Consider the following 17756-nt stretch of genomic DNA (forward strand, 5'->3'; position numbering starts at 1 on the left):
TGAAAGCAAGGTCAGTCACTTTTAAATTCAGCCAAAATTTCTATTGAGTAAGATTCATGAAAAAAGATGCACCATCATGATGCATCTTTTTAATCTGTAAAGATTTGTTCTTCGAGATGACACCATCATCAATGAACCGGAAGAGATTGTATGTAATTGGGAATTCTCCTTAAAGTATCTGTCAGGAGAGTATCCTGTCCATCAATTTCAAAACTTTGCTGATTCAATGTGTAAAGATGAGCTTTATACTCTTTTTTCTGATGCTTGTAAAAGTCTTTGACCGTTGAAGGATTCTCTTTGTAAATAACGCTGATCAAGCTATCTATCTTCATTCCGAATGGTGCTTTTTTTGACACCAGCCGCCAGTCGTTTTCATTTAATTCCCCATTGGGAAAGGGATTCAGATTGGTGGCCGGTATAGCTATGGAAGTCTCTGCTGGGATATGATCTGTAGCTATGGTATCTGCATGGTTATTTTCAACAGCAACAACGGTTTCTTCACCAGAAAACCCAGGTATTTTTCCTTTATCCAGAAAAACTAAACAAGAGGCAGCTCCTGCTGTTATTAGCAAAATTAGAATCCAGAAGGCAATTTTATACCCGTTCAAACGGGTTTTCTTATTGTTGTAGCTGCTGTTTCCCATACTAAAGTCTTCCAGGCTGTTTTTCAGCTTAGGCTTTGAACTCTCCTGCTGGGACGGATAGGAAGATCCCATTGAACTCACCATCCCGATATCTCTACTGAGCCTGATCTTATCGGTAAATATTTTCCGGCTTTCCAGATGTTGCTTTCTGACGGTTTCTACTTTTTTATCTAATCTTAAAGTACTGATCAGATCATCAATTTTTAAAGCATACTGATGAAACTCGTTGTTGATGACCGTGATTCCAGCTTTAGAGTCGCTGATCTTCTTTTCATTTTCTTGGTGTCGTCTTTCATTTTGGGCAATCTGTCTCTCTACCTCATCAATAAGAGTCTTCTTGTCTCCCTGTAAATTTTCCTTTTCTTTCTCCAGATCTTGGATGCAGCTATTCACCAGTCTTGACTTCTCTTCATCAGATTTTTGAATTTCCCGCTCAAATCCATCGACATCAACAATTTTAAAAATCCCTTTCTGCTGAACAAATTCAGCGACCTCACGGCTTTCTGTGAAGTAGATCATATCATAGGTACCGAGAAGGGCAATGGCTGTACTGAACAAAGATGGCCATTTCGAAGAACCCGGCTCGGTATATACCATCAGATAATTATTACCAGACTGAGCCATTCCCGGACTTTCCACATCCCGTGCATTGAAACCTATTTTATCATAATCTTTCGGTTTATCAATGGAAAATTTATCCGAATGATTGATGGTAATAGTCCCATCCACTACATTATGCTTTTCCAGATGCTGATGAAATTCATCCAGAACATTTATAATCAGAGTTTCGGGAGCTATTTTATCCAAAAAAATAAGGCTCGACCCAATAAATGTACCGCCGCGCTGCGAGTTCTGTTCTTTTGCAAACGTATATACCGTATATGAAATTAAATGGGAGCTGCCTGCCGGTTCTATACGTATTCCATAGATTTTGCTGCCGGGAAAAAGCTTCACCGCATCTGTTTTTAAATCAAATGTTTTGATGTTTTTGGCGACCTCTGCATTTCCGCCCAGAAAGTAAGACTGCCGGAAACCGTTCGGATTTCCAAAGGTGCCGAATGCCGAAAAAAAATAAGTACTGCTCATCAGTTGCTAAAACTAAATTTTAAACGTTCCCAAAATGTTCCTTCATAATCCAGACCGTATCCGGTAATGCTTCTGTACAACCACTTGGACAACACTTCTGCCGTAGACAGATTAAGCAGGTTTACCCTTTCCTGTCCTACGGAATTTTGCACACTCCCAATGGTGTAATACGATTTACTGAGCCCATAGGTATTGATTCTCTGGGCGGTCATTGGTAAACGGTCGGAAATGAAACCTTCCAATTCTTCCGCACTTTCAACATCCATTCTTCCGGATTTATCCCATTTGGAAATAACAAGTACCGCGTTGACTGATTTCAAATTCTTCCCTTTCCTTTCCAGTTCATCCAGAAATTCATTGATGAGACTGTCTTCTCTATGCGCAGAATCATAGCTTGTGACGATAATGAAGGTAAGCGGCACATTGGCATTCAGAAATGATTCTATACTGCTGTGATAGCTTCCTCCTCTTCTGATCTCATTATGATTTTCTCCCGAGGTTTCTAAAAATGTAAGATCAATCGGAACTACTTTTTTGGATTTATTATTGGGCTCAAAAACAAGATCAAGACGGGTAACTTTGTCCCTTGAAGTTCTGTTGGGAAGAATCCCCTGACGTATGTTTTCAAAAAAGTCGGACAAAAGAACATTGGCTTCTTTACTATTGGGGGTCCCAAGTTTAGGTCTTAATACTCCCGCGTGAGATTTCAGATAATACAACATGGAGGAAAGGATGACCGATTTTCCTGAATCTGCTGTTCCGAAGAAGAATACAAAATTGCTTTCTTTGTTTTTGATATCGTTGGAAATGGTTCTGGATATAGGAACAAAATCTTCCTGGATCTGCTGATCATTGTCAAATGAAAGAGGTTTCAGCATTTCTTCAGCTTCCTGATCAAAAGACAGCGGTTTAAATTTTTCGTTAAAATTATCCATGACTTAGTTATTAGGAATTAAAGTAGTGCCGCTTCTTTTGTTATTGAACACACTCCCTCTGTTGTTTCTGTTGTTATCCTGGCCTGTTACCAGCAAAATAATAATTGCAATGACGAAATCCAGCAAAATACACCCGGCCAACACCACAAACTGATACATTCCAAAGTGTTTAATGGCATGTTCAAAGGCAAAGCCTATCTTTCCTACTTCCTGGGTCTGAGAAACGATGGGCTCAAAATGAATTTTTTCATTTCCTAAAACCGTCTGCGCCCTGCTTCCCAATTTATTGTACTCAGCAAGCGATTCATCGATGACTCCTTGTGACAGATCATCTTTTTCTTTTTTGGACAATAAAAGCAGATCCTGGATATTTTTATTCCACTTTAAAGCGGCGTTATTAAGATCTGTCTTCAAAGCTCTCTCTTCGGGAGAAAGATCGGAGATCATATTATCGATCTGGTGGCCCATTCTTTCGGAAAGATCTTCGTAATCGGTTCCTACGGGAGTGAGAAGATCTACTTTCTGACCGGTCAGTTTTTCGATATCCCTGATCAATGATTGGGCACGGGTTCCTATTCCTTTGTTTCCGGGATCTTTGATCTGTTCCATCAGCTGTTTTTTCTTGATCTCGATATTCTGGGTGGTGATTTTATTGTATTTATAGCTCAGCTTTGATTCTACATCATTTTCAAGCGCCATAAAGCTTTTGTTAATCTCCCGGAGTTCATCGGTATAGATATCCGTTTTCATAAACCTGGTATACAATGCATTAAAATTGGCGATAAAACAGAAAGAAGCGATAAATACATAGATTCCCACAAGACTTCCTGTAGGTTTTCCTTCCAGTTTGGCATTTCGGATCATCCAGCAAAGAAATAAGAGCAGAAGCGACAATACAAGGGCGATCACAAATGATGCGGGCCCAAAGATCTGCTGCAGACCAAGCCATGTCTGATAAAAGCTGACACTGATGAGGAGCAGGGCAAGTACTCCTAAAAAGAGGTCTGCCGGAGTCGTTTTTTTATTCATAATGTTTGAGTTGTTTGTTTTCGTTTTATAATGCCCGAAACTACAAACAACCGTAAAAGAAAAATTACGGGAAGCCGTAAACCATTCTATTTCTTACCTGAGCAAAAGAAAAAATTTCCGAAAACCGTTAGGGGCAAAATATCCGTATTGAAAAGACTTTCAGACTAATTAGATTTTACAAATAAATACTATAGATATTAAATATAATACAGACTATTCCTTTTATCATTGAATTTAAAGCAATACAACACATTTTAAAATCACTTTATCGTGACAAATATGTATTTTCAATAATAATATTTCATACTTTAGTGATAACTAAAACCATCAAAATTCAAAATTTATGAAAACATCATTATTATCCATGAAAAATGGCCTGGCAACAGCTATGCTATTGTTAAGCGTAATCGCCAGCGCACAGCAATGGCAGGTTACCGGAAATGGGGGAATTACTCCAGCCAATTACGCGGGAACTGTAGATCCCATGCCTTTTTATCTGAGAACCAACGGTGCTTCTTCCAACCCGGGACAGGCTATCCTTAACGAAGCAGGCTCGTTTATCGTAGACGCCGTGAATAACTCCAATATCGCCAAAGTAAAAGGAAGTATCGTTACGGGAAGCTCCAATATTCTTGGAGGGCTGGCCAGCAGTTCCATAGTAAGCGGCTGGGGAAATGATCTCAGTAATGCTGGAGGTGCCAATATCGTGAGCGGACAGGATAATATGGTCCTGAATAATTCAAGTAAGTCTGTAGCATTGGGCTGGAAAAATACTATCAGGAATCATAACCAGTTTGCATTAGGGGTAGGCATCGATCTTAAGGATGTATATTCCGGAGGATTCGGAATTGACCTGGCAGCTACCGGAAACCGTTCATTCGTGATCGGATCAGGAACGGGAGGAGCGAAACTGACAAACAATATTCCGTTGTCTATTATGTTTGGATTGTCTCCTACATCAACCATGCTGATCAAAGATAAAAGTGTCGGTATTCTTACGCTCGCTCCTACTGCCAATTTCCATACGGTAGGAACGGTAAGACATGAAAATCTACCTACAGGAAGCGGCCGTGCCCTGGTTGTAGATGCAAGTGGAAATGTAATGGTTTCGAATACACCGCTCAATAAAACAGCTTCGACTTCAGATGAAACCATCCAACAGCTGGAAGACCGCATTAAAAATCTTGAAAATACGGTAGAGGAGATGAAACAACTGCTATTGAACAAAGGCGTTTCATCAACTGATATTTCTTCTTCGGATGTTGCCCAACTTGCTCAAAATGTTCCCAATCCTACCAAAAACGGAACGAGCATCAGCTATTATCTTCCGAAAAGTGCAAAAACAGCCTCTATTGAAGTATACAACATCTCCGGCCAGCTGGTGAAATCCCTCCCACTCCATGAGAAAGGCAACGGAACAATCAACCTATCAGGTTCAGAACTGCAATCCGGCACTTATGTGTACAGCATGATTACAGACGGAAAAGTGACGGGTTCTAAAAAGATGGTTATCCGGGATTAAATTCTTGATATCATATTTTCAAAAGATGATCAATGGAACTTCCATTGATCGTTTTTATTTAGTTAAGAAATCCAATTTCAGAATAATGGACTTCTTATTGTCTTTTTGATATACACATATCTCCAAACAATGTGATTTAAATCCAATTTTTTCGTAAATTTCAACCATAAAGAAATATCATTGTAAATATTTAATATTATGGAAATTGAGAACATCTGTAATGCCATCAGGAAATGGAATACATTAACAGAATTGTATAAGATGGGCAATAAAGTAAGTGAACAGGAAATCCTCAATGCGCTTAATCAGGGGACGCATTTCAGTGTTACAGGAAAGGAAATAAATGAATGGAGAAGATATCTGGAGCATGAAGATAACAAAGCTATACACGCCTATGCAGGCATTGATGAAGGCCTGCTTAAATTTTTCCTGATCGATTCCAAAAGCGATGCAGATGCAGATTTCAGCCATATTCTTGTCAAAAAATTTACTCGCGGATCGGTTGATCCGCTCCAGCGGTATTTCAGTGAAACATTGGAGGCACCGTCTATTGACTGGGAATCTGCGATCAACCGGAATTTCAGATGGAATATGTTCGGCAGCACATGGCTTGAAGTGAACAGAGAAAAGCCATTTTTCAGGTTAATTTCTATTCCTTTTTCAGATTATGAGAAATTAGGCCTTGAGGAGGATCAGGCATGCATCTGCTTTCTGGGACTTACTACTTTACTAAAAGACGGAGGCAGTCTCTCGGATTATCATATAGAATTTATTACTGTGAAACATCTGGAAGTGAATGAAGTGAGTAATAAAGCAGAAGACTTTTCTACGCCCAGACCGCCATTCTCCATATCCGGCCTGCAAAATTTCCAACTCCTGATCAAAAGTGATGGAAATATATAACAGCCTGTCTCTTTTTCTGCAGATCCTTATCAACCTGACACTGATCACCGGCCTTGTTCTTTTTCTGATGACCGGAATAAGAGAAAAACTCCTGCTATTGCTGTTTTTTCTGGGCGAATCTGCCTTGGAACTGTCTGACCTCATCGGAAGGCTGTTGAAACTGAATGCACACAATGTTTACAATTACTCATTAAGCCAGTTTTTGAGTTTGCTTGCCCTGACAGAAATTTACAATAGCTATTTCTTCAAGATTCCTTCTCGTATAAGGGCTCTGATCTACACGTCTGCATTGGTACTCCTGGCATTCAACATTATGTATCGCCAGAGTATTGAAGCGCTTACCTTTTACTCTAATATTATCCCGAATATTGTGATCTGTAGCTTTGGAGGACTTTACTTCCTGAAAATAATCAGAAAGGCAAAAACAGAATCCACTCTGTTCATGGTGAATGTTGCTGTATTTCTGTTTTTTTCCATTGAGACGGTGATTTCCACTACATTTAATTTCCTGATCAACAACCATATGGAATGGGTAGCGCCCATCTGGCTTTTCAGAGGAGTGCTTTTGCTGTGCTTTTATCTTGCTATCGTTAATATGGGATGCCGTACCGGGAAGATCAGAATCTGGCAGTAGTTGTATGGATCTGGATTGGGTTTCTGTTCTTAATGACCTTATTCATAACCGTACTCACGGCCACTTATCTGAAAGGTATAAAAAAAAATAAAAAAAAAATTATGCAGATGGTCAGAAATGCCCAGGCAGAATGTTTGAAAAACACACTTTATATTCAGGAAAAAGACAGGGAACGTTTGTCAGAGGAACTCCATGATAATATTATTTCAAGGCTTAACCTCATCCGTTTAAATACAGAAGGTAAAAGTGTTAATGATCTGAGCCGGGACATCAGAGTGTCGATGCAGCTTATCCGGGAACTTTCCCACAACCTTACACCACCTGATCTGGATGAGATAGAACTTCCGGATCTTATTGCAGATTATCTTGAACAGATTGAAGGCATACCTGTTATTTTTCATCATTCCGGAACTGGTGGCAAGAGGATCAGCAGTTCAGTCAAATTAAATCTGTTCAGAATCGTGCAGGAGCTTATCAGCAATGTACTGAAACATGCGCAGGCTACCAAAGTGGACATAAGTCTCAGGATTTCATCCCGGTATCTGGTCTTAACTGTGAAAGATAATGGCTGTGGCTTTGAGACAGGAAATAAATATGGAGGAATAGGTCTGAGAAATATAAAATCAAGAACTCAACAGATCAACGCTGTTTATAAATTAAAGACTAAGCCGGGAAAAGGAGTCCAATGGCTGCTCCTTATGACATTAAAATCAAACTAAAATATGAAAGAATCAGAAAAAATAAAGATCGGCATTGCGGACGATGACCTTCTATTTGTACAGCTTTTAAGGGATTATATAGACAGTGATGAACGATACCGGACGGTACTTACCTGCACCAGCGGAGCAGCTTTCCTGGAAGAAATGAACAGGCATACCCCCGATATTCTGATCCTGGACCTGAGAATGGCCAACGGCAGCGGCCTTGAAGTATTATCAGTTTTATCCAACAGCTCTACAGGGATGAAAATCATTGTACTTTCGAGTTTTTACAGGCGGTCTTTTATGGGCCAGATGCTGAAAATGGGAGCACATGCTTTTCTTTCCAAAGAAATAGAAATGAGTGAGCTTTCGGATGTGATTAATGCTGTGCATGTGAACGGCCATTATTTTTCTGACGACCAGGTAGAGGTGATGAGGCACCAGCTGTCTAATAAACTTCCTGAATTTCACGCCTATTCAAAAGATGATCTTACGGAGAGGGAAATTGATGTCCTAAAGCTTGTTTGCCAGCAGATGAGTACAAAAGAAATTGCAGACACCCTGTTCATTTCCCCAAAAACTGTTGAAACACATAAAACCAATCTGATGATCAAAACCTGTGTAAAGAATATGGCCGGACTGGTGATTTATGCTGTACAGAACCGGATTATTGATGCGGACAGAATTGTATTGCTGGATAAATAACGATTCATCCCATAAAAAATCAGGGAGTACACGTAGGCACTCCCTGATAGGAAATCTAAAAAACATGTTATAAATTAAGGATTCAATATTTTGGCAATGGAGACAGCATCTGCTATCGTGTCCATGCTGTAGATCTGTATAACTCCTTGTGTAGTGGCTGCCTGACCTAAAATATTTTGCTGGTTCTGCGTATTCACTGCATTTTCAAACATGATTCCTGTAGAGTGTGCAGCGGACTGATAAACATTGCTTAATGCCATTGCAGGAGACTCTGCTACTACCTTTACATTGGATTGGGTAACTGCGTCTGTGATTTGTTCGTTAACTGTTGCCATAATGATTATTGTTTATTTGGGTTAGAAAACAGCCGGCTCATCCGGCTGTCAGGATTTTTTTTGCTGTCAGCCGAGTCTTAAGGATTCAGAATTTTAGCAATAGAAACAGCATCTGCTATTGTATCCAGGCTGTAAATCTGCGTAACACCTTGTGTAGTGGCTGCCTGGGTTAGAATATTCTGCTGGTTTTGGGTATTCACTGCATTTTCAAACATGATTCCTGTGGAATGCGCTGCTGTCTGGTATACGTTGCTTAAAGCCATTGCAGGAGATTCGCCTACAACTTTTACATTGGATTGGGTAACTGCGTCTGTGATTTGTTCGTTAACTGTTGCCATAATGGTTATTGTTTATTTAGGTTAAAAATGACCGGTTCATCCGGCTGTTAGAATTTTTTTGATGTGAACTTATTTTAAGGATTCAGGATTTTAGCAATAGAAACAGCATCTGCTATTGTATCCAGGCTATAGATTTGCGTCACTCCCTGTGTAGTAGCTGCCTGGGTTACAATGTTTTGCTGGTTCTGCGTATTCACTGCATTTTCAAACATGATTCCTGTAGAATGCGCCGCTGTCTGGTATACATTGCTTAAAGCCATTGCTGGAGACTCTGCTACCACTTTTACATTGGATTGGGTAACTGCGTCTGTGATTTGTTGGTTAACTGTTGCCATAATGATTATTGTTTATTTGGGTTAAAAAACGACCGGAATTTCCGGCTTGTCATGATTTTTAGTATCTGCTGAAAAGCTTTTAAGGTTTCAGAATTTTAGCAATAGAAATTGCATCTGCAATGGTATCCTTACTGTAAATCTGAGCAATACCCTGCGTAGTGGCTGCCTGAGTCACAATGTTCTGCTGGTTTTGGGTATTCACTGCATTTTCAAACATGATTCCTGTAGAATGTGCTGCTGTCTGGTACACGTTGCTTAAAGCCATTGCAGGAGATTCACCTACTACTTTTACATTGGATTGGGTAACTGCATCTGTAATTTGTTCGTTAACTGTTGCCATAATGATTATTGTTTATTTGGATTAAAAACACCGGATCTGCCGGATTTGTAAAGCTTACTTTTTGTCCTTTAAAAATTAAGGTTTCAGGATTTTAGCAATTGAAACAGCGTCTGCTACCGTATCCATGCTATAAATTTGCATAATACCCTGAGTAGTGGCTGCCTGTCCTAAAATGTTCTGTTGGTTTTGCGTGTTCACTGCATTTTCAAACATGATTCCTGTAGAATGTGCGGCTGTCTGATACACGTTGCTTAAAGCCATTGCAGGAGATTCACCCACCACTTTCACATTAGACTGCGTTACTGCGTCTGTAATTTGTTCGTTAACTGTTGCCATAGTTGTTAATTGTTTTTTTGAGATCCGGTCTCGGTTAATAAAATATTTGATTTAAACTAGTTTCTATATTATTTAAGCTCCTGCAGATGAATACGGTAAAACAGATTTCAAAACATTGTTGTAGACTGTGACTGTGCTTCCGCTGTATGGGTGATTCTCAATACAATGGGTTGAAATCATGGTCTGTAAAATCTGCAAGAGTTAAAATCTTTATTTTTAAGCTCCAGCTATCCTGGTATGATACTGAAAAAAGGATGCGGTTGAGATTTTCCGGGTGTATACTCCTAAAAAGTCAATTTCTGCCGTAGGTATGCTGTAACATGATATATGCCTGTAGTTGAGGATTACCTGACTGTGTATGTTAAGCATCTAAAAACCGGTGTGGAAAATAATATTGACGTGATTGTATATGCTGAGGTCACCCGTTTCTATCTTTACAGAGAAATAAACCGCATCCATTGTTATTGCTGACTGGAATTGATTAAAAACGGCCTCTTCCTGATATTGAACCTTTGAGCTTTAATCTCCCGGAACCCATCTTTTTTATTCCCATAACGTAATTGCTCATTCCCAGCATAGCGTCCCGCTGCTGATTCAGGGAGGAATTGATATGCATTACCCCTGTGGAATGCGCGCTTACCTGCATTGAGATGGCGGCTGGTACGGAGGCTGACATTCCCATAACTGCTGTATTGATTTCATTCATATGAACTGTAATTTTTTTGATTGGTATATTATTTACGGATATTGGCAAATCTTATCTGCAGCTTGTTCATTCTTTCTGCTATCTTTAATTCTTTGTCTTTTATTTTTACCACAGAAGCTTCCTGCAGCTGTTTTAACTGTTCGTCATAGTTCATGGTTACCGGGCTGGCTGCAGCAGGCGACTGATAAGCTTCCTGCTGTTTCACCGCTTCTTCCAGTTTTTCCAGCAGAGGTGCTAAAGATTTAAGCGTTTCTTTCGTTGCTTTATCTTTGATGTAGTTAATGATTTCATCTTCATGGCTCAGGACAAATGGCATGGCGCTTATGTCTATTCCCACGGTATTATTTTTTATTTCTACAAAAGGGATACAATCTTCCGGTTCCTGATCTGTCACTCCGTTTTCCGTTCCCTGGATTGGAATATCTTCATAGATTTCCGGTTCCATATCTTTGCTTCTATCTTTTGAATAATCCATTTCCTATTTTTTTAAGTTTGTCTGTAATCTGTATAGCTAAAGGTTTCTTCACCTCTTCTTGTTCAGGCTCCTCTGCAGGAATTACCGCTTCTTCAATTTTAGGCTTTATGAGTGGCTGAGCCAGCTTGATAGATTTCAGCACCAATTTTCCGTCCCCGCCGTCAACTTCAAGATTTTTATTTCCCATGCTGTTTTGTTCTTCTGATTTCTCATTGGCAGGCCCTGACGTCAGACATTTTTTTTTTTCAGCATCTTCTGCATCAGGATCTTCAACAGGTGCAATATGCTGCGGGGCGTTGAGGTTGCTGTTAACGGCATAAATTGTGGTAGAAATTTTCGTTTTTACTTCTGCATAATCACTGACTATTTTAAAGAGATCCCGCATCATTTCATTCCCAGTCCCGTTTCCTGTATCATCGGCCTCACTCAGATTGTTTTTTGGTGGCGGTTTGTTTTCACTGGGAGTTCCGTAGGTCAGTAAATTATTGGCCAGTCTGCTCAATGCGATGAGACCTACCTGCTCGAATCCTTTTAAGAAAGACTGTAGATCCTGAACCATCATTCCCGTCGACTGATCGATCATCACTTTTCCGGCTCCCGTCATTGGCGAAGCCGCCGGTGGCGACAATACCTCTTTGTTGATGAAGATCACCGCTTCTTGTGCAGATTTGGATCCCTCCGAATTTTGCGTTCCCATTGTGTTAAAGTTTTAAATTATCCTTTTAGAATCTTAATGGCATCTGCTACAATAGCAGGATTAAGCTGATTAAGATTCTGTTGGTTTGTTACTGAGTTCTGTATCGAAATTCCGCTGGCATGCATCGCCATCTGGTACAACATACTCATTGCCTGAGCCGGCGATTCGCCTAGCACTGTAACATTGGTCTGCGTTACCGCATCAGTGACCTTGTTATTTACTGTATCTGACATATACTTGGTTTTAATGGTTATTAAATTAAGAGGATCATCAATTCTTCTTATCTTTAAGAACTTTTCTCCCGGTTTACTTTTCTACGCCTCCCCTCTTCCTCATTTCCGTTTCTCCCTTTCTTCTGATACAAATGTCCAAAAGAAAAATATATCCAGCTTAAGGGAATTTACTGAATTTTAGAAACTCAGGTATTTCCCTTTAATGTGATAAAATGACAAATCCATCATATTACCGCTAATTAAAACAAGGTATGACGGTTTATTGAAGGATTACAGAGATTTTTAAACATCAAAAACCGCCACACACAATGCAGGCGGTTTTGATTCAACTGAAAAATGCCATTTCATACAGCCAGATACAACTGACAATCTATAAACATTATAGATTTAAAATGAGCTAACAATTATTTAAAATGATTTTTATATTATTCTTTGAGATTACATTTTCACCGCTAACCATTTTTACTGTGGTCTTCTCGAATGACATTAAGGTTACAATTATTCAGAATTAGTAGTTCTATAATCCTTTCTTCCCCTCCATCCAATACGCCTGCGACCTTATACACTTCCCATCCACACCCTTCGCCTTAAGAAACTTCCGAACCACAGACATGGTACTTCCATTTCCTGTAAGATAAAAAACGGCTTCATTATTTTGAATGGCCTGCTTTTCTTCTTTTAAAAAGTCGTTTAAAGCTTCCATGATGTTCTGAATATCATTTTTGGGAGCGTGATAGCCATACAGTTCCAGTTCTTTCAGCGCTGAACGCTCTTCCAGCTCATGAAGACAAACAAATGATCCGCTTATTTCTTCCGCTGCTTCTTTGATGGACAGAGAGCTTCCTAATGACGTTTCGTCGCCTATGGAGAAATGGATTTCTGCGTTGGGTTCAAAGAAACGTTTTCCTCTAGGCATTAAAATTTTTGTAGTGTCCCCTTCTGAAAGGTGATGGGCAAAACGGCTTCCGACGGAATCGGTATCGTGGAGATGAAACAGTACATCGAAAGTCCCTGTATGCTTATTAAAATTGAAGGGCGAATAATAACGGTAATCTTTGTCGTTGACTCTTATTCCAATGGCATAGGCAGGTTCAAAAGGGACATCTTCCAGATCAGACGCAAAACGGATGAGACGAAGATCTTTTGAAACGGTTTCGGTATGGATAACGGTGCATTCTTTAAATTTTGAGGACATGACATTTTCTAATGTGTCATTGATCCATTTAGGTAAGCTTGGCATAAATCATTTTAATGCAAAGGAAGCGGCAAAATGAAAACGGACCCATAGCAGTTTCATGGAATTGATTGGACAATTCGCGGTTTACAATCTATTTCCGACTTTTATCCCGGAATTCTGATGGCGGACAGCCTTCTACCTTAGAAAATAAGCGGGAGAAATAAGCATGGTCGCTATATCCCAGCTCGTAAGCAATTTCTTTTACTGTCAAATGAGTGAAAGATAAGAGTCTCTTGGATTCAATTAAAACCTCCTGATGAATCCAGTATTGTGCCGATTTTCCTGTGACTTCCCGGATAACATCTGTCAGATAGCCCCGTGAAATATTTAAAGCTTCGGCATAAGCGGATGGACTTTTCATGGTTTTAAATTCTTTTCTCACCAGAATCCTGAATGTTCTGGTCAGTTGAATTGCACGATTTTCATTAGATACTTCAAGGTTGTTTTCCCCTAAAAAGATCATCGCATACATCCCCGAAAAAGCATTTATGAAAGACCGGATGACCAGAAAACCTTCTTTACTTCCCAGCATTTCTTCCGTGCAGGACATCTGAAGCATTCCTGCACAGGTACTGAGTTTTTCAACCCAGTTTTTATCAACTGAAATGGGTTGTATATCCACCAATGATTCTTCAAAAACCGATCTTACACTATCCGGCAGCATATCTGCTTTCACTGCCACAAACCATCCGTTGACGTCTTCCATCAGAATCCCTTCATGAACCTGTCCCGGAAGCAGAAAGAATACCGCAGCATCGCGCGCCTCTACCACTTTAAAATCAACCATCATCCTGGCCCTTCCGCTTTCCAAAAAAGTAAAAATATAATGGCTGTCGCGGTGAATCCCTTTATCAAAAAGATTATCTACTGTATTGATAGTCCGTTTTTCAATTCTTTCGATCACGATACCATGCTGTGTGATACTGCTTAAATCATAGGTGGGAATGGACTGTTTCATGGTACCTTAACTTATCTCGCTTTTGAAAAGGCCATTTTTACGGCTAGATAGGTTAAGACACTCGCCATAAACCATTTTTGCACTTTCACCCAAAAGGGGTTTCCTGTAAAAAATGCCGCTACTCTTGCTGCTGTCAGCACAATGATAAAATTAACACTGAAGCTTACAAAGATCTGAATAACGCCCAGTTCCAGACTCTGAGTCAAAACGGAACCATATTCGGGTTTAATGAATTGCGGGAAAAATGACAGGTAGAATACGGCCACTTTGGGATTTAGTACATTCGTTAAAAAACCGACTGTGAAAAGCTTTTTAGGCCCGTCATGTGAGCTGTTCTTATCTACATCAAATATATTCCTGCTCTTTGGCTTAATCGCCTGATAAGCTAAATACAAAAGATAAATGGTTCCAAGTGTTTTCAGGACCGTATAAGCCAATGGAACTACCAATAAGACTGCAGTAAGGCCAAAAGACACCATAATAATGTGGAACAGAAAACCGCAAACGACACCTGCCAAAGAAATCATTCCGGATTTTTTCCCTTGTGTAATTGATTTTGAAATGAGATAGATCATATTGGGGCCGGGACTTATCACTAAAACAAGTGCAGCCAGGATAAAGAATACGAGTTCTTGAAATGGAATCATCTTTTAATCAATTATTTAGTTAAAGAACATCTGCCGGAAAATCATTTTATTCCTGCCACTGAGGAATAACGGAACAAATATAAGTGATTTCATGCTTATTTTTTATCTCATGTTTCGGATCAGATCCTCTCTGTTGATCCTTCTCATTCAAGTTCAAACAGTTAATTAATGATAAGATTACAATTAATTATAAGGCTGGTAACGGTATTTTGCTATTTTTGTATTCCCGAAAGGGGGAATTTTTACTTTTTTCAGAATAACCACACAAAAACTATGAACCAGATAACCCCATGCAGCATGCCTACTATACAAGAAAAAAGGCCAACAACTGAGATCAGGATGATTTCAAACATTCCTTATCTTTTCATTCAAAGATCCGCAAAAGTATTTTCCGCTCAGGATATTGATGAGGAAATATTCCACCTTCAGGTCCCTGATACCACATTTTTTTTAACCTTAGCAGTAATATCCCAGGTATTTTTACGTTTGACAGGAAACTAAGAATCATTTTACCTAACATTAAAAGTTGGATCCGTCTAATTTCCCTGTTCTGCATGATCAGCTTACCATCAATCCATTAAAACATACTATTTGATAGATTTCTACTCCATTAAAATGTAAACTCAATGCAAAAATTGTTTTTTAAAACTGCCGTCACGGCCGCTGCACTCTGTTTCAGCTCCATGGCCCTGGCGCAGCAAAAGTACTCAGTAAGCGGTACTGTGAAAGACCACAAGAATGGCGAACTGCTGATCGGGGTTACTGTAAAAGTAAATGAAGATCCCTCGATTTCCGTGGTGGCCAACGAATATGGCTTTTACTCACTTTCCCTTCCTGAGGGAAACTATACCCTGATTGTTTCGTATCCGGGCTACCGTGATTTCGAATATGCTATCAAAGTGGAACAAAACACGAAGGTAGACCTTCCCCTTGACCAGGAGGATCAAAAAGTAGGAAAGATTGATGAAGTCGTTATTTCCGGGGTTAAAAAGAATAAAAATCTTACCACAGCTCAGATGGGAACTGAGACTTTGAGCATCAAAAATATAGAAAAACTTCCGGTTTTATTCGGGGAAAAGGATGTTATGAAAACGATACAGCTTTTACCGGGAATAAAAAGCAACGGTGAAGGAAGCAGCGGATTCAGTGTAAGAGGGGGAGCCACAGACCAGAACCTGATCTTACTGGATGAAGCGCCTGTTTATAATGCTTCGCATTTACTTGGTTTTTTCAGTACGTTCAACAGTGATGCCCTGAAGGATGCGAGTATTATCAAAGGAAACAGCCCTGCCCAGTACGGAGGCCGCCTTTCTTCAGTAATGGATGTTAAAATGAAAGACGGAAATAATAAGGATTATAATGTGAATGGAGGAATTGGTCTGATCAGCAGCAGACTGAGCGTGGAAGGTCCCATTCAGAAAGAAAAATCTTCATTTATCGTTTCAGGAAGAAGAACATATGCCGATCTGTTTCTTAAGACCTCTGATGATTATAAGGACAGTAAGCTGTATTTCTACGATTTGAATTTGAAAGCGAATTATCAGATCAATGAAAACAACCGTCTTTATTTATCCGGATATTTCGGAAGAGATGTTCTGGGACTAGGTGACACTTTCTCTACAGACTGGGGAAATACGACGGCTACCCTTCGATGGAACAGCATCATCAACAGTAAATTATTTTCCAATACCTCATTCATTTACAGTAATTATAATTATAAAATCAGCCTTAAAAGCAATGACAATACTTTTGGTTTAGATTCTCAGATTGAGGACTGGAACCTTAAGCAGGATTTCACCTGGTTTGCGGGAAATAAACATTCTGTGCGTTTCGGGCTTCAGTCTATTTACCATACGATTACCCCAAGCAGTGCTTCAGGTACGAGTGTGAGCAGTTTCCCACGAAATCCGAGAAAATCATGGGAAAATGCGGTGTACATCAATGATGACTTCAAAGCCTCTGACAAATTTACCGTAAACTACGGTTTGAGACTTTCTACGTTCAGTGTTTTAGGTGGTGACACGTACAATACTTATGAAAATGGAGTCATTACGGACAGTCGATTTCTGGAAAAAGGCCAATTCGGAAAAACGTATTTTAATCTTGAACCAAGAATTACAGCGAATTACCGTATTAATGAAGTCAGCAGCGTGAAAGCAGGCTATTCCCGCAACACACAGAACCTTCACCTTCTGAGCAACAGCAGCAGCGGAAATCCTACGGACCAGTGGATCGGAAGCAGCTACAGTGTAAAACCGGAAATCGCGGATCAGATCAGTGCAGGATACAGCCGAAATTTCAATAACAATAATTATGAGCTGAATGCGGAGATCTATTATAAATCTATGCAGAACCAGATCGACTTTAAAAATGGTGCACAGATCTCATTTGATACGGCAGCTGATGTAGAAAGTGAATTGTTGTATGGTAAAGGAAGAGCTTACGGTTTGGAACTTATCGCTAAAAAGAAAAGCGGAAGACTGACCGGCTGGATTTCTTATACATTGTCTAAAACAGAGCGAAAAATAGACGGCATCAACAATAATGAATGGTATAATGCGCGAATGGACAAAACGCATGACATCTCTATCGTTGCCACTTACGAACTGAATAAAAAATGGTCATTATCGGGATTATTCCTTTACAGTACAGGAAATGCAGTTACCTTCCCTACCGCAAAATATGAGCTGAACGGACAGACTATATTTCAGTACAGCAGCAGAAATGCTGACCGTATGCCTTCTTACCACAGAATGGACCTGAGTGCTACGTATGAACCTGAATCTACCAAACGCTTCAAAGGATCATGGTCTTTTGGTATTTATAATATCTACGGCCGTGAAAACGCTTATACCATCACGTTTGAAGACAATCCGAATAACCCGGGAACTACCCGAGCTATGCAGACTTCATTATTCCGTTGGGTACCCAATGTCACTTATAATTTCAAATTTTAGATC

At 39.7% G+C, this 17756-nt stretch carries 22 protein-coding genes; 7 read left to right on the plus strand and 15 right to left on the minus strand.

The features are described 5' to 3' along the window. Window positions 1–128: 128 nt before the first annotated feature. Genes HHL23_RS05570 through HHL23_RS05580 form a run of 3 tightly spaced genes read right to left on the minus strand, consistent with a single transcriptional unit; the run spans window position 129 to window position 3694 of the window. Window positions 129–1730, minus strand: coding sequence for a hypothetical protein (locus HHL23_RS05570; RefSeq protein ID WP_169233826.1), 1602 nt, complete (start codon window positions 1728–1730; stop codon window positions 129–131). Continuing rightward, a complete protein-coding gene (locus HHL23_RS05575) occupies window positions 1730–2665 on the minus strand; it encodes a hypothetical protein (protein WP_169233827.1) in 936 nt (311 codons plus the stop codon). Before HHL23_RS05575 ends, HHL23_RS05570 begins: the two co-directional genes overlap by 1 nt. Before the next feature lie 3 nt (window positions 2666–2668). Continuing rightward, window positions 2669–3694, minus strand: a complete 1026-nt coding sequence (locus tag HHL23_RS05580) for a hypothetical protein (protein ID WP_169233828.1) — start codon at window positions 3692–3694, stop codon at window positions 2669–2671. 343 nt (window positions 3695–4037) lie between these two features. On the opposite strand from HHL23_RS05580, the gene HHL23_RS05585 reads away from it, so the two are divergent. From HHL23_RS05585 to HHL23_RS05605, 5 genes are all read left to right on the plus strand, one after another. After that, on the plus strand, window positions 4038–5216 hold the full coding sequence (locus HHL23_RS05585; RefSeq protein ID WP_169233829.1) for a T9SS type A sorting domain-containing protein: 1179 nt from the start codon (window positions 4038–4040) through the stop codon (window positions 5214–5216). Between the two features lie 198 nt (window positions 5217–5414). Further along, window positions 5415–6119: a hypothetical protein gene (locus HHL23_RS05590; protein ID WP_169233830.1), complete on the plus strand. Its 705-nt coding sequence runs from the start codon at window positions 5415–5417 to the stop codon at window positions 6117–6119. Beyond that, window positions 6106–6753 carry a hypothetical protein gene (locus HHL23_RS05595; protein ID WP_169233831.1) on the plus strand — a complete coding sequence of 216 codons (648 nt, stop codon included), beginning with the start codon at window positions 6106–6108 and terminating at the stop codon, window positions 6751–6753. The genes HHL23_RS05590 and HHL23_RS05595 overlap by 14 nt, the downstream gene beginning before the upstream one ends. 107 nt (window positions 6754–6860) lie before the next feature. Continuing rightward, window positions 6861–7472, plus strand: a complete 612-nt coding sequence (locus tag HHL23_RS05600; RefSeq protein ID WP_169233832.1) for a sensor histidine kinase — start codon at window positions 6861–6863, stop codon at window positions 7470–7472. Window positions 7473–7475: 3 nt separating this feature from the next. After that, on the plus strand, window positions 7476–8159 hold the full coding sequence (locus tag HHL23_RS05605; protein ID WP_169233833.1) for a response regulator transcription factor: 684 nt from the start codon (window positions 7476–7478) through the stop codon (window positions 8157–8159). A 74-nt stretch (window positions 8160–8233) separates the two neighbouring features. Here HHL23_RS05605 and HHL23_RS05610 read toward each other — a convergent pair whose 3' ends face one another. From HHL23_RS05610 to HHL23_RS05665, 12 genes are all read right to left on the minus strand, one after another. Continuing rightward, window positions 8234–8494 (minus strand): RebB family R body protein, encoded by a 261-nt coding sequence (locus tag HHL23_RS05610; RefSeq protein ID WP_116011212.1) that lies wholly within the window; start codon window positions 8492–8494, stop codon window positions 8234–8236. A gap of 77 nt (window positions 8495–8571) precedes the next feature. Beyond that, window positions 8572–8832: a RebB family R body protein gene (locus tag HHL23_RS05615; RefSeq protein ID WP_116011213.1), complete on the minus strand. Its 261-nt coding sequence runs from the start codon at window positions 8830–8832 to the stop codon at window positions 8572–8574. A gap of 74 nt (window positions 8833–8906) precedes the next feature. Continuing rightward, window positions 8907–9167, minus strand: a complete 261-nt coding sequence (locus HHL23_RS05620; protein ID WP_116011214.1) for a RebB family R body protein — start codon at window positions 9165–9167, stop codon at window positions 8907–8909. A 79-nt stretch (window positions 9168–9246) separates the two neighbouring features. After that, window positions 9247–9507: a RebB family R body protein gene (locus HHL23_RS05625; RefSeq protein ID WP_116011215.1), complete on the minus strand. Its 261-nt coding sequence runs from the start codon at window positions 9505–9507 to the stop codon at window positions 9247–9249. 75 nt (window positions 9508–9582) lie between these two features. Next, entirely contained in the window at window positions 9583–9843 is a 261-nt protein-coding gene (locus HHL23_RS05630) for a RebB family R body protein (protein WP_116011216.1), read from the minus strand. Window positions 9844–10324: 481 nt separating this feature from the next. Then, a complete protein-coding gene (locus tag HHL23_RS05635) occupies window positions 10325–10549 on the minus strand; it encodes a RebB family R body protein (RefSeq protein WP_169233834.1) in 225 nt (74 codons plus the stop codon). Window positions 10550–10577: 28 nt separating this feature from the next. Then, window positions 10578–11024 carry a hypothetical protein gene (locus tag HHL23_RS05640; RefSeq protein ID WP_169233835.1) on the minus strand — a complete coding sequence of 149 codons (447 nt, stop codon included), beginning with the start codon at window positions 11022–11024 and terminating at the stop codon, window positions 10578–10580. After that, a complete protein-coding gene (locus HHL23_RS05645; RefSeq protein WP_169233836.1) occupies window positions 11005–11721 on the minus strand; it encodes a hypothetical protein in 717 nt (238 codons plus the stop codon). The genes HHL23_RS05640 and HHL23_RS05645 overlap by 20 nt, the downstream gene beginning before the upstream one ends. Window positions 11722–11738: 17 nt before the next feature. Then, entirely contained in the window at window positions 11739–11954 is a 216-nt protein-coding gene (locus tag HHL23_RS05650; RefSeq protein ID WP_034728290.1) for a RebB family R body protein, read from the minus strand. Between the two features lie 517 nt (window positions 11955–12471). Beyond that, complete coding sequence (locus tag HHL23_RS05655; protein ID WP_169233837.1) at window positions 12472–13194, minus strand: siderophore-interacting protein; 723 nt, start codon at window positions 13192–13194, stop codon at window positions 12472–12474. Window positions 13195–13282: 88 nt separating this feature from the next. Continuing rightward, entirely contained in the window at window positions 13283–14149 is an 867-nt protein-coding gene (locus HHL23_RS05660; protein ID WP_169233838.1) for an AraC family transcriptional regulator, read from the minus strand. Between the two features lie 11 nt (window positions 14150–14160). Beyond that, a complete protein-coding gene (locus HHL23_RS05665) occupies window positions 14161–14796 on the minus strand; it encodes a LysE family translocator (RefSeq protein WP_169233839.1) in 636 nt (211 codons plus the stop codon). Window positions 14797–15069: 273 nt separating this feature from the next. On the opposite strand from HHL23_RS05665, the gene HHL23_RS05670 reads away from it, so the two are divergent. Beyond that, on the plus strand, window positions 15070–15297 hold the full coding sequence (locus HHL23_RS05670; protein WP_169233840.1) for a hypothetical protein: 228 nt from the start codon (window positions 15070–15072) through the stop codon (window positions 15295–15297). Window positions 15298–15422: 125 nt separating this feature from the next. Continuing rightward, window positions 15423–17753, plus strand: a complete 2331-nt coding sequence (locus HHL23_RS05675; protein WP_169233841.1) for a TonB-dependent receptor — start codon at window positions 15423–15425, stop codon at window positions 17751–17753. Window positions 17754–17756 lie beyond the last annotated feature (3 nt).

This window comes from Chryseobacterium antibioticum (genome assembly GCF_012927325.1).
Taxonomy (GTDB): domain Bacteria; phylum Bacteroidota; class Bacteroidia; order Flavobacteriales; family Weeksellaceae; genus Chryseobacterium; species Chryseobacterium antibioticum.

Bases quoted from the DNA above. Each gene is read 5' to 3' on its own strand.
- HHL23_RS05570 (WP_169233826.1), bottom strand. From the start codon at position 1,730: ATGAGCAGTACTTATTTTTTTTCGGCATTCGGCACCTTTGGAAATCCG.
- HHL23_RS05575 (WP_169233827.1), bottom strand. From the start codon at position 2,665: ATGGATAATTTTAACGAAAAATTTAAACCGCTGTCTTTTGATCAGGAA.
- HHL23_RS05580 (WP_169233828.1), bottom strand. From the start codon at position 3,694: ATGAATAAAAAAACGACTCCGGCAGACCTCTTTTTAGGAGTACTTGCC.
- HHL23_RS05585 (WP_169233829.1), top strand. From the start codon at position 4,038: ATGAAAACATCATTATTATCCATGAAAAATGGCCTGGCAACAGCTATG.
- HHL23_RS05590 (WP_169233830.1), top strand. From the start codon at position 5,415: ATGGAAATTGAGAACATCTGTAATGCCATCAGGAAATGGAATACATTA.
- HHL23_RS05595 (WP_169233831.1), top strand. From the start codon at position 6,106: ATGGAAATATATAACAGCCTGTCTCTTTTTCTGCAGATCCTTATCAAC.
- HHL23_RS05600 (WP_169233832.1), top strand. From the start codon at position 6,861: ATGGTCAGAAATGCCCAGGCAGAATGTTTGAAAAACACACTTTATATT.
- HHL23_RS05605 (WP_169233833.1), top strand. From the start codon at position 7,476: ATGAAAGAATCAGAAAAAATAAAGATCGGCATTGCGGACGATGACCTT.
- HHL23_RS05610 (WP_116011212.1), bottom strand. From the start codon at position 8,494: ATGGCAACAGTTAACGAACAAATCACAGACGCAGTTACCCAATCCAAT.
- HHL23_RS05615 (WP_116011213.1), bottom strand. From the start codon at position 8,832: ATGGCAACAGTTAACGAACAAATCACAGACGCAGTTACCCAATCCAAT.
- HHL23_RS05620 (WP_116011214.1), bottom strand. From the start codon at position 9,167: ATGGCAACAGTTAACCAACAAATCACAGACGCAGTTACCCAATCCAAT.
- HHL23_RS05625 (WP_116011215.1), bottom strand. From the start codon at position 9,507: ATGGCAACAGTTAACGAACAAATTACAGATGCAGTTACCCAATCCAAT.
- HHL23_RS05630 (WP_116011216.1), bottom strand. From the start codon at position 9,843: ATGGCAACAGTTAACGAACAAATTACAGACGCAGTAACGCAGTCTAAT.
- HHL23_RS05635 (WP_169233834.1), bottom strand. From the start codon at position 10,549: ATGAATGAAATCAATACAGCAGTTATGGGAATGTCAGCCTCCGTACCA.
- HHL23_RS05640 (WP_169233835.1), bottom strand. From the start codon at position 11,024: ATGGATTATTCAAAAGATAGAAGCAAAGATATGGAACCGGAAATCTAT.
- HHL23_RS05645 (WP_169233836.1), bottom strand. From the start codon at position 11,721: ATGGGAACGCAAAATTCGGAGGGATCCAAATCTGCACAAGAAGCGGTG.
- HHL23_RS05650 (WP_034728290.1), bottom strand. From the start codon at position 11,954: ATGTCAGATACAGTAAATAACAAGGTCACTGATGCGGTAACGCAGACC.
- HHL23_RS05655 (WP_169233837.1), bottom strand. From the start codon at position 13,194: ATGCCAAGCTTACCTAAATGGATCAATGACACATTAGAAAATGTCATG.
- HHL23_RS05660 (WP_169233838.1), bottom strand. From the start codon at position 14,149: ATGAAACAGTCCATTCCCACCTATGATTTAAGCAGTATCACACAGCAT.
- HHL23_RS05665 (WP_169233839.1), bottom strand. From the start codon at position 14,796: ATGATTCCATTTCAAGAACTCGTATTCTTTATCCTGGCTGCACTTGTT.
- HHL23_RS05670 (WP_169233840.1), top strand. From the start codon at position 15,070: ATGAACCAGATAACCCCATGCAGCATGCCTACTATACAAGAAAAAAGG.
- HHL23_RS05675 (WP_169233841.1), top strand. From the start codon at position 15,423: ATGCAAAAATTGTTTTTTAAAACTGCCGTCACGGCCGCTGCACTCTGT.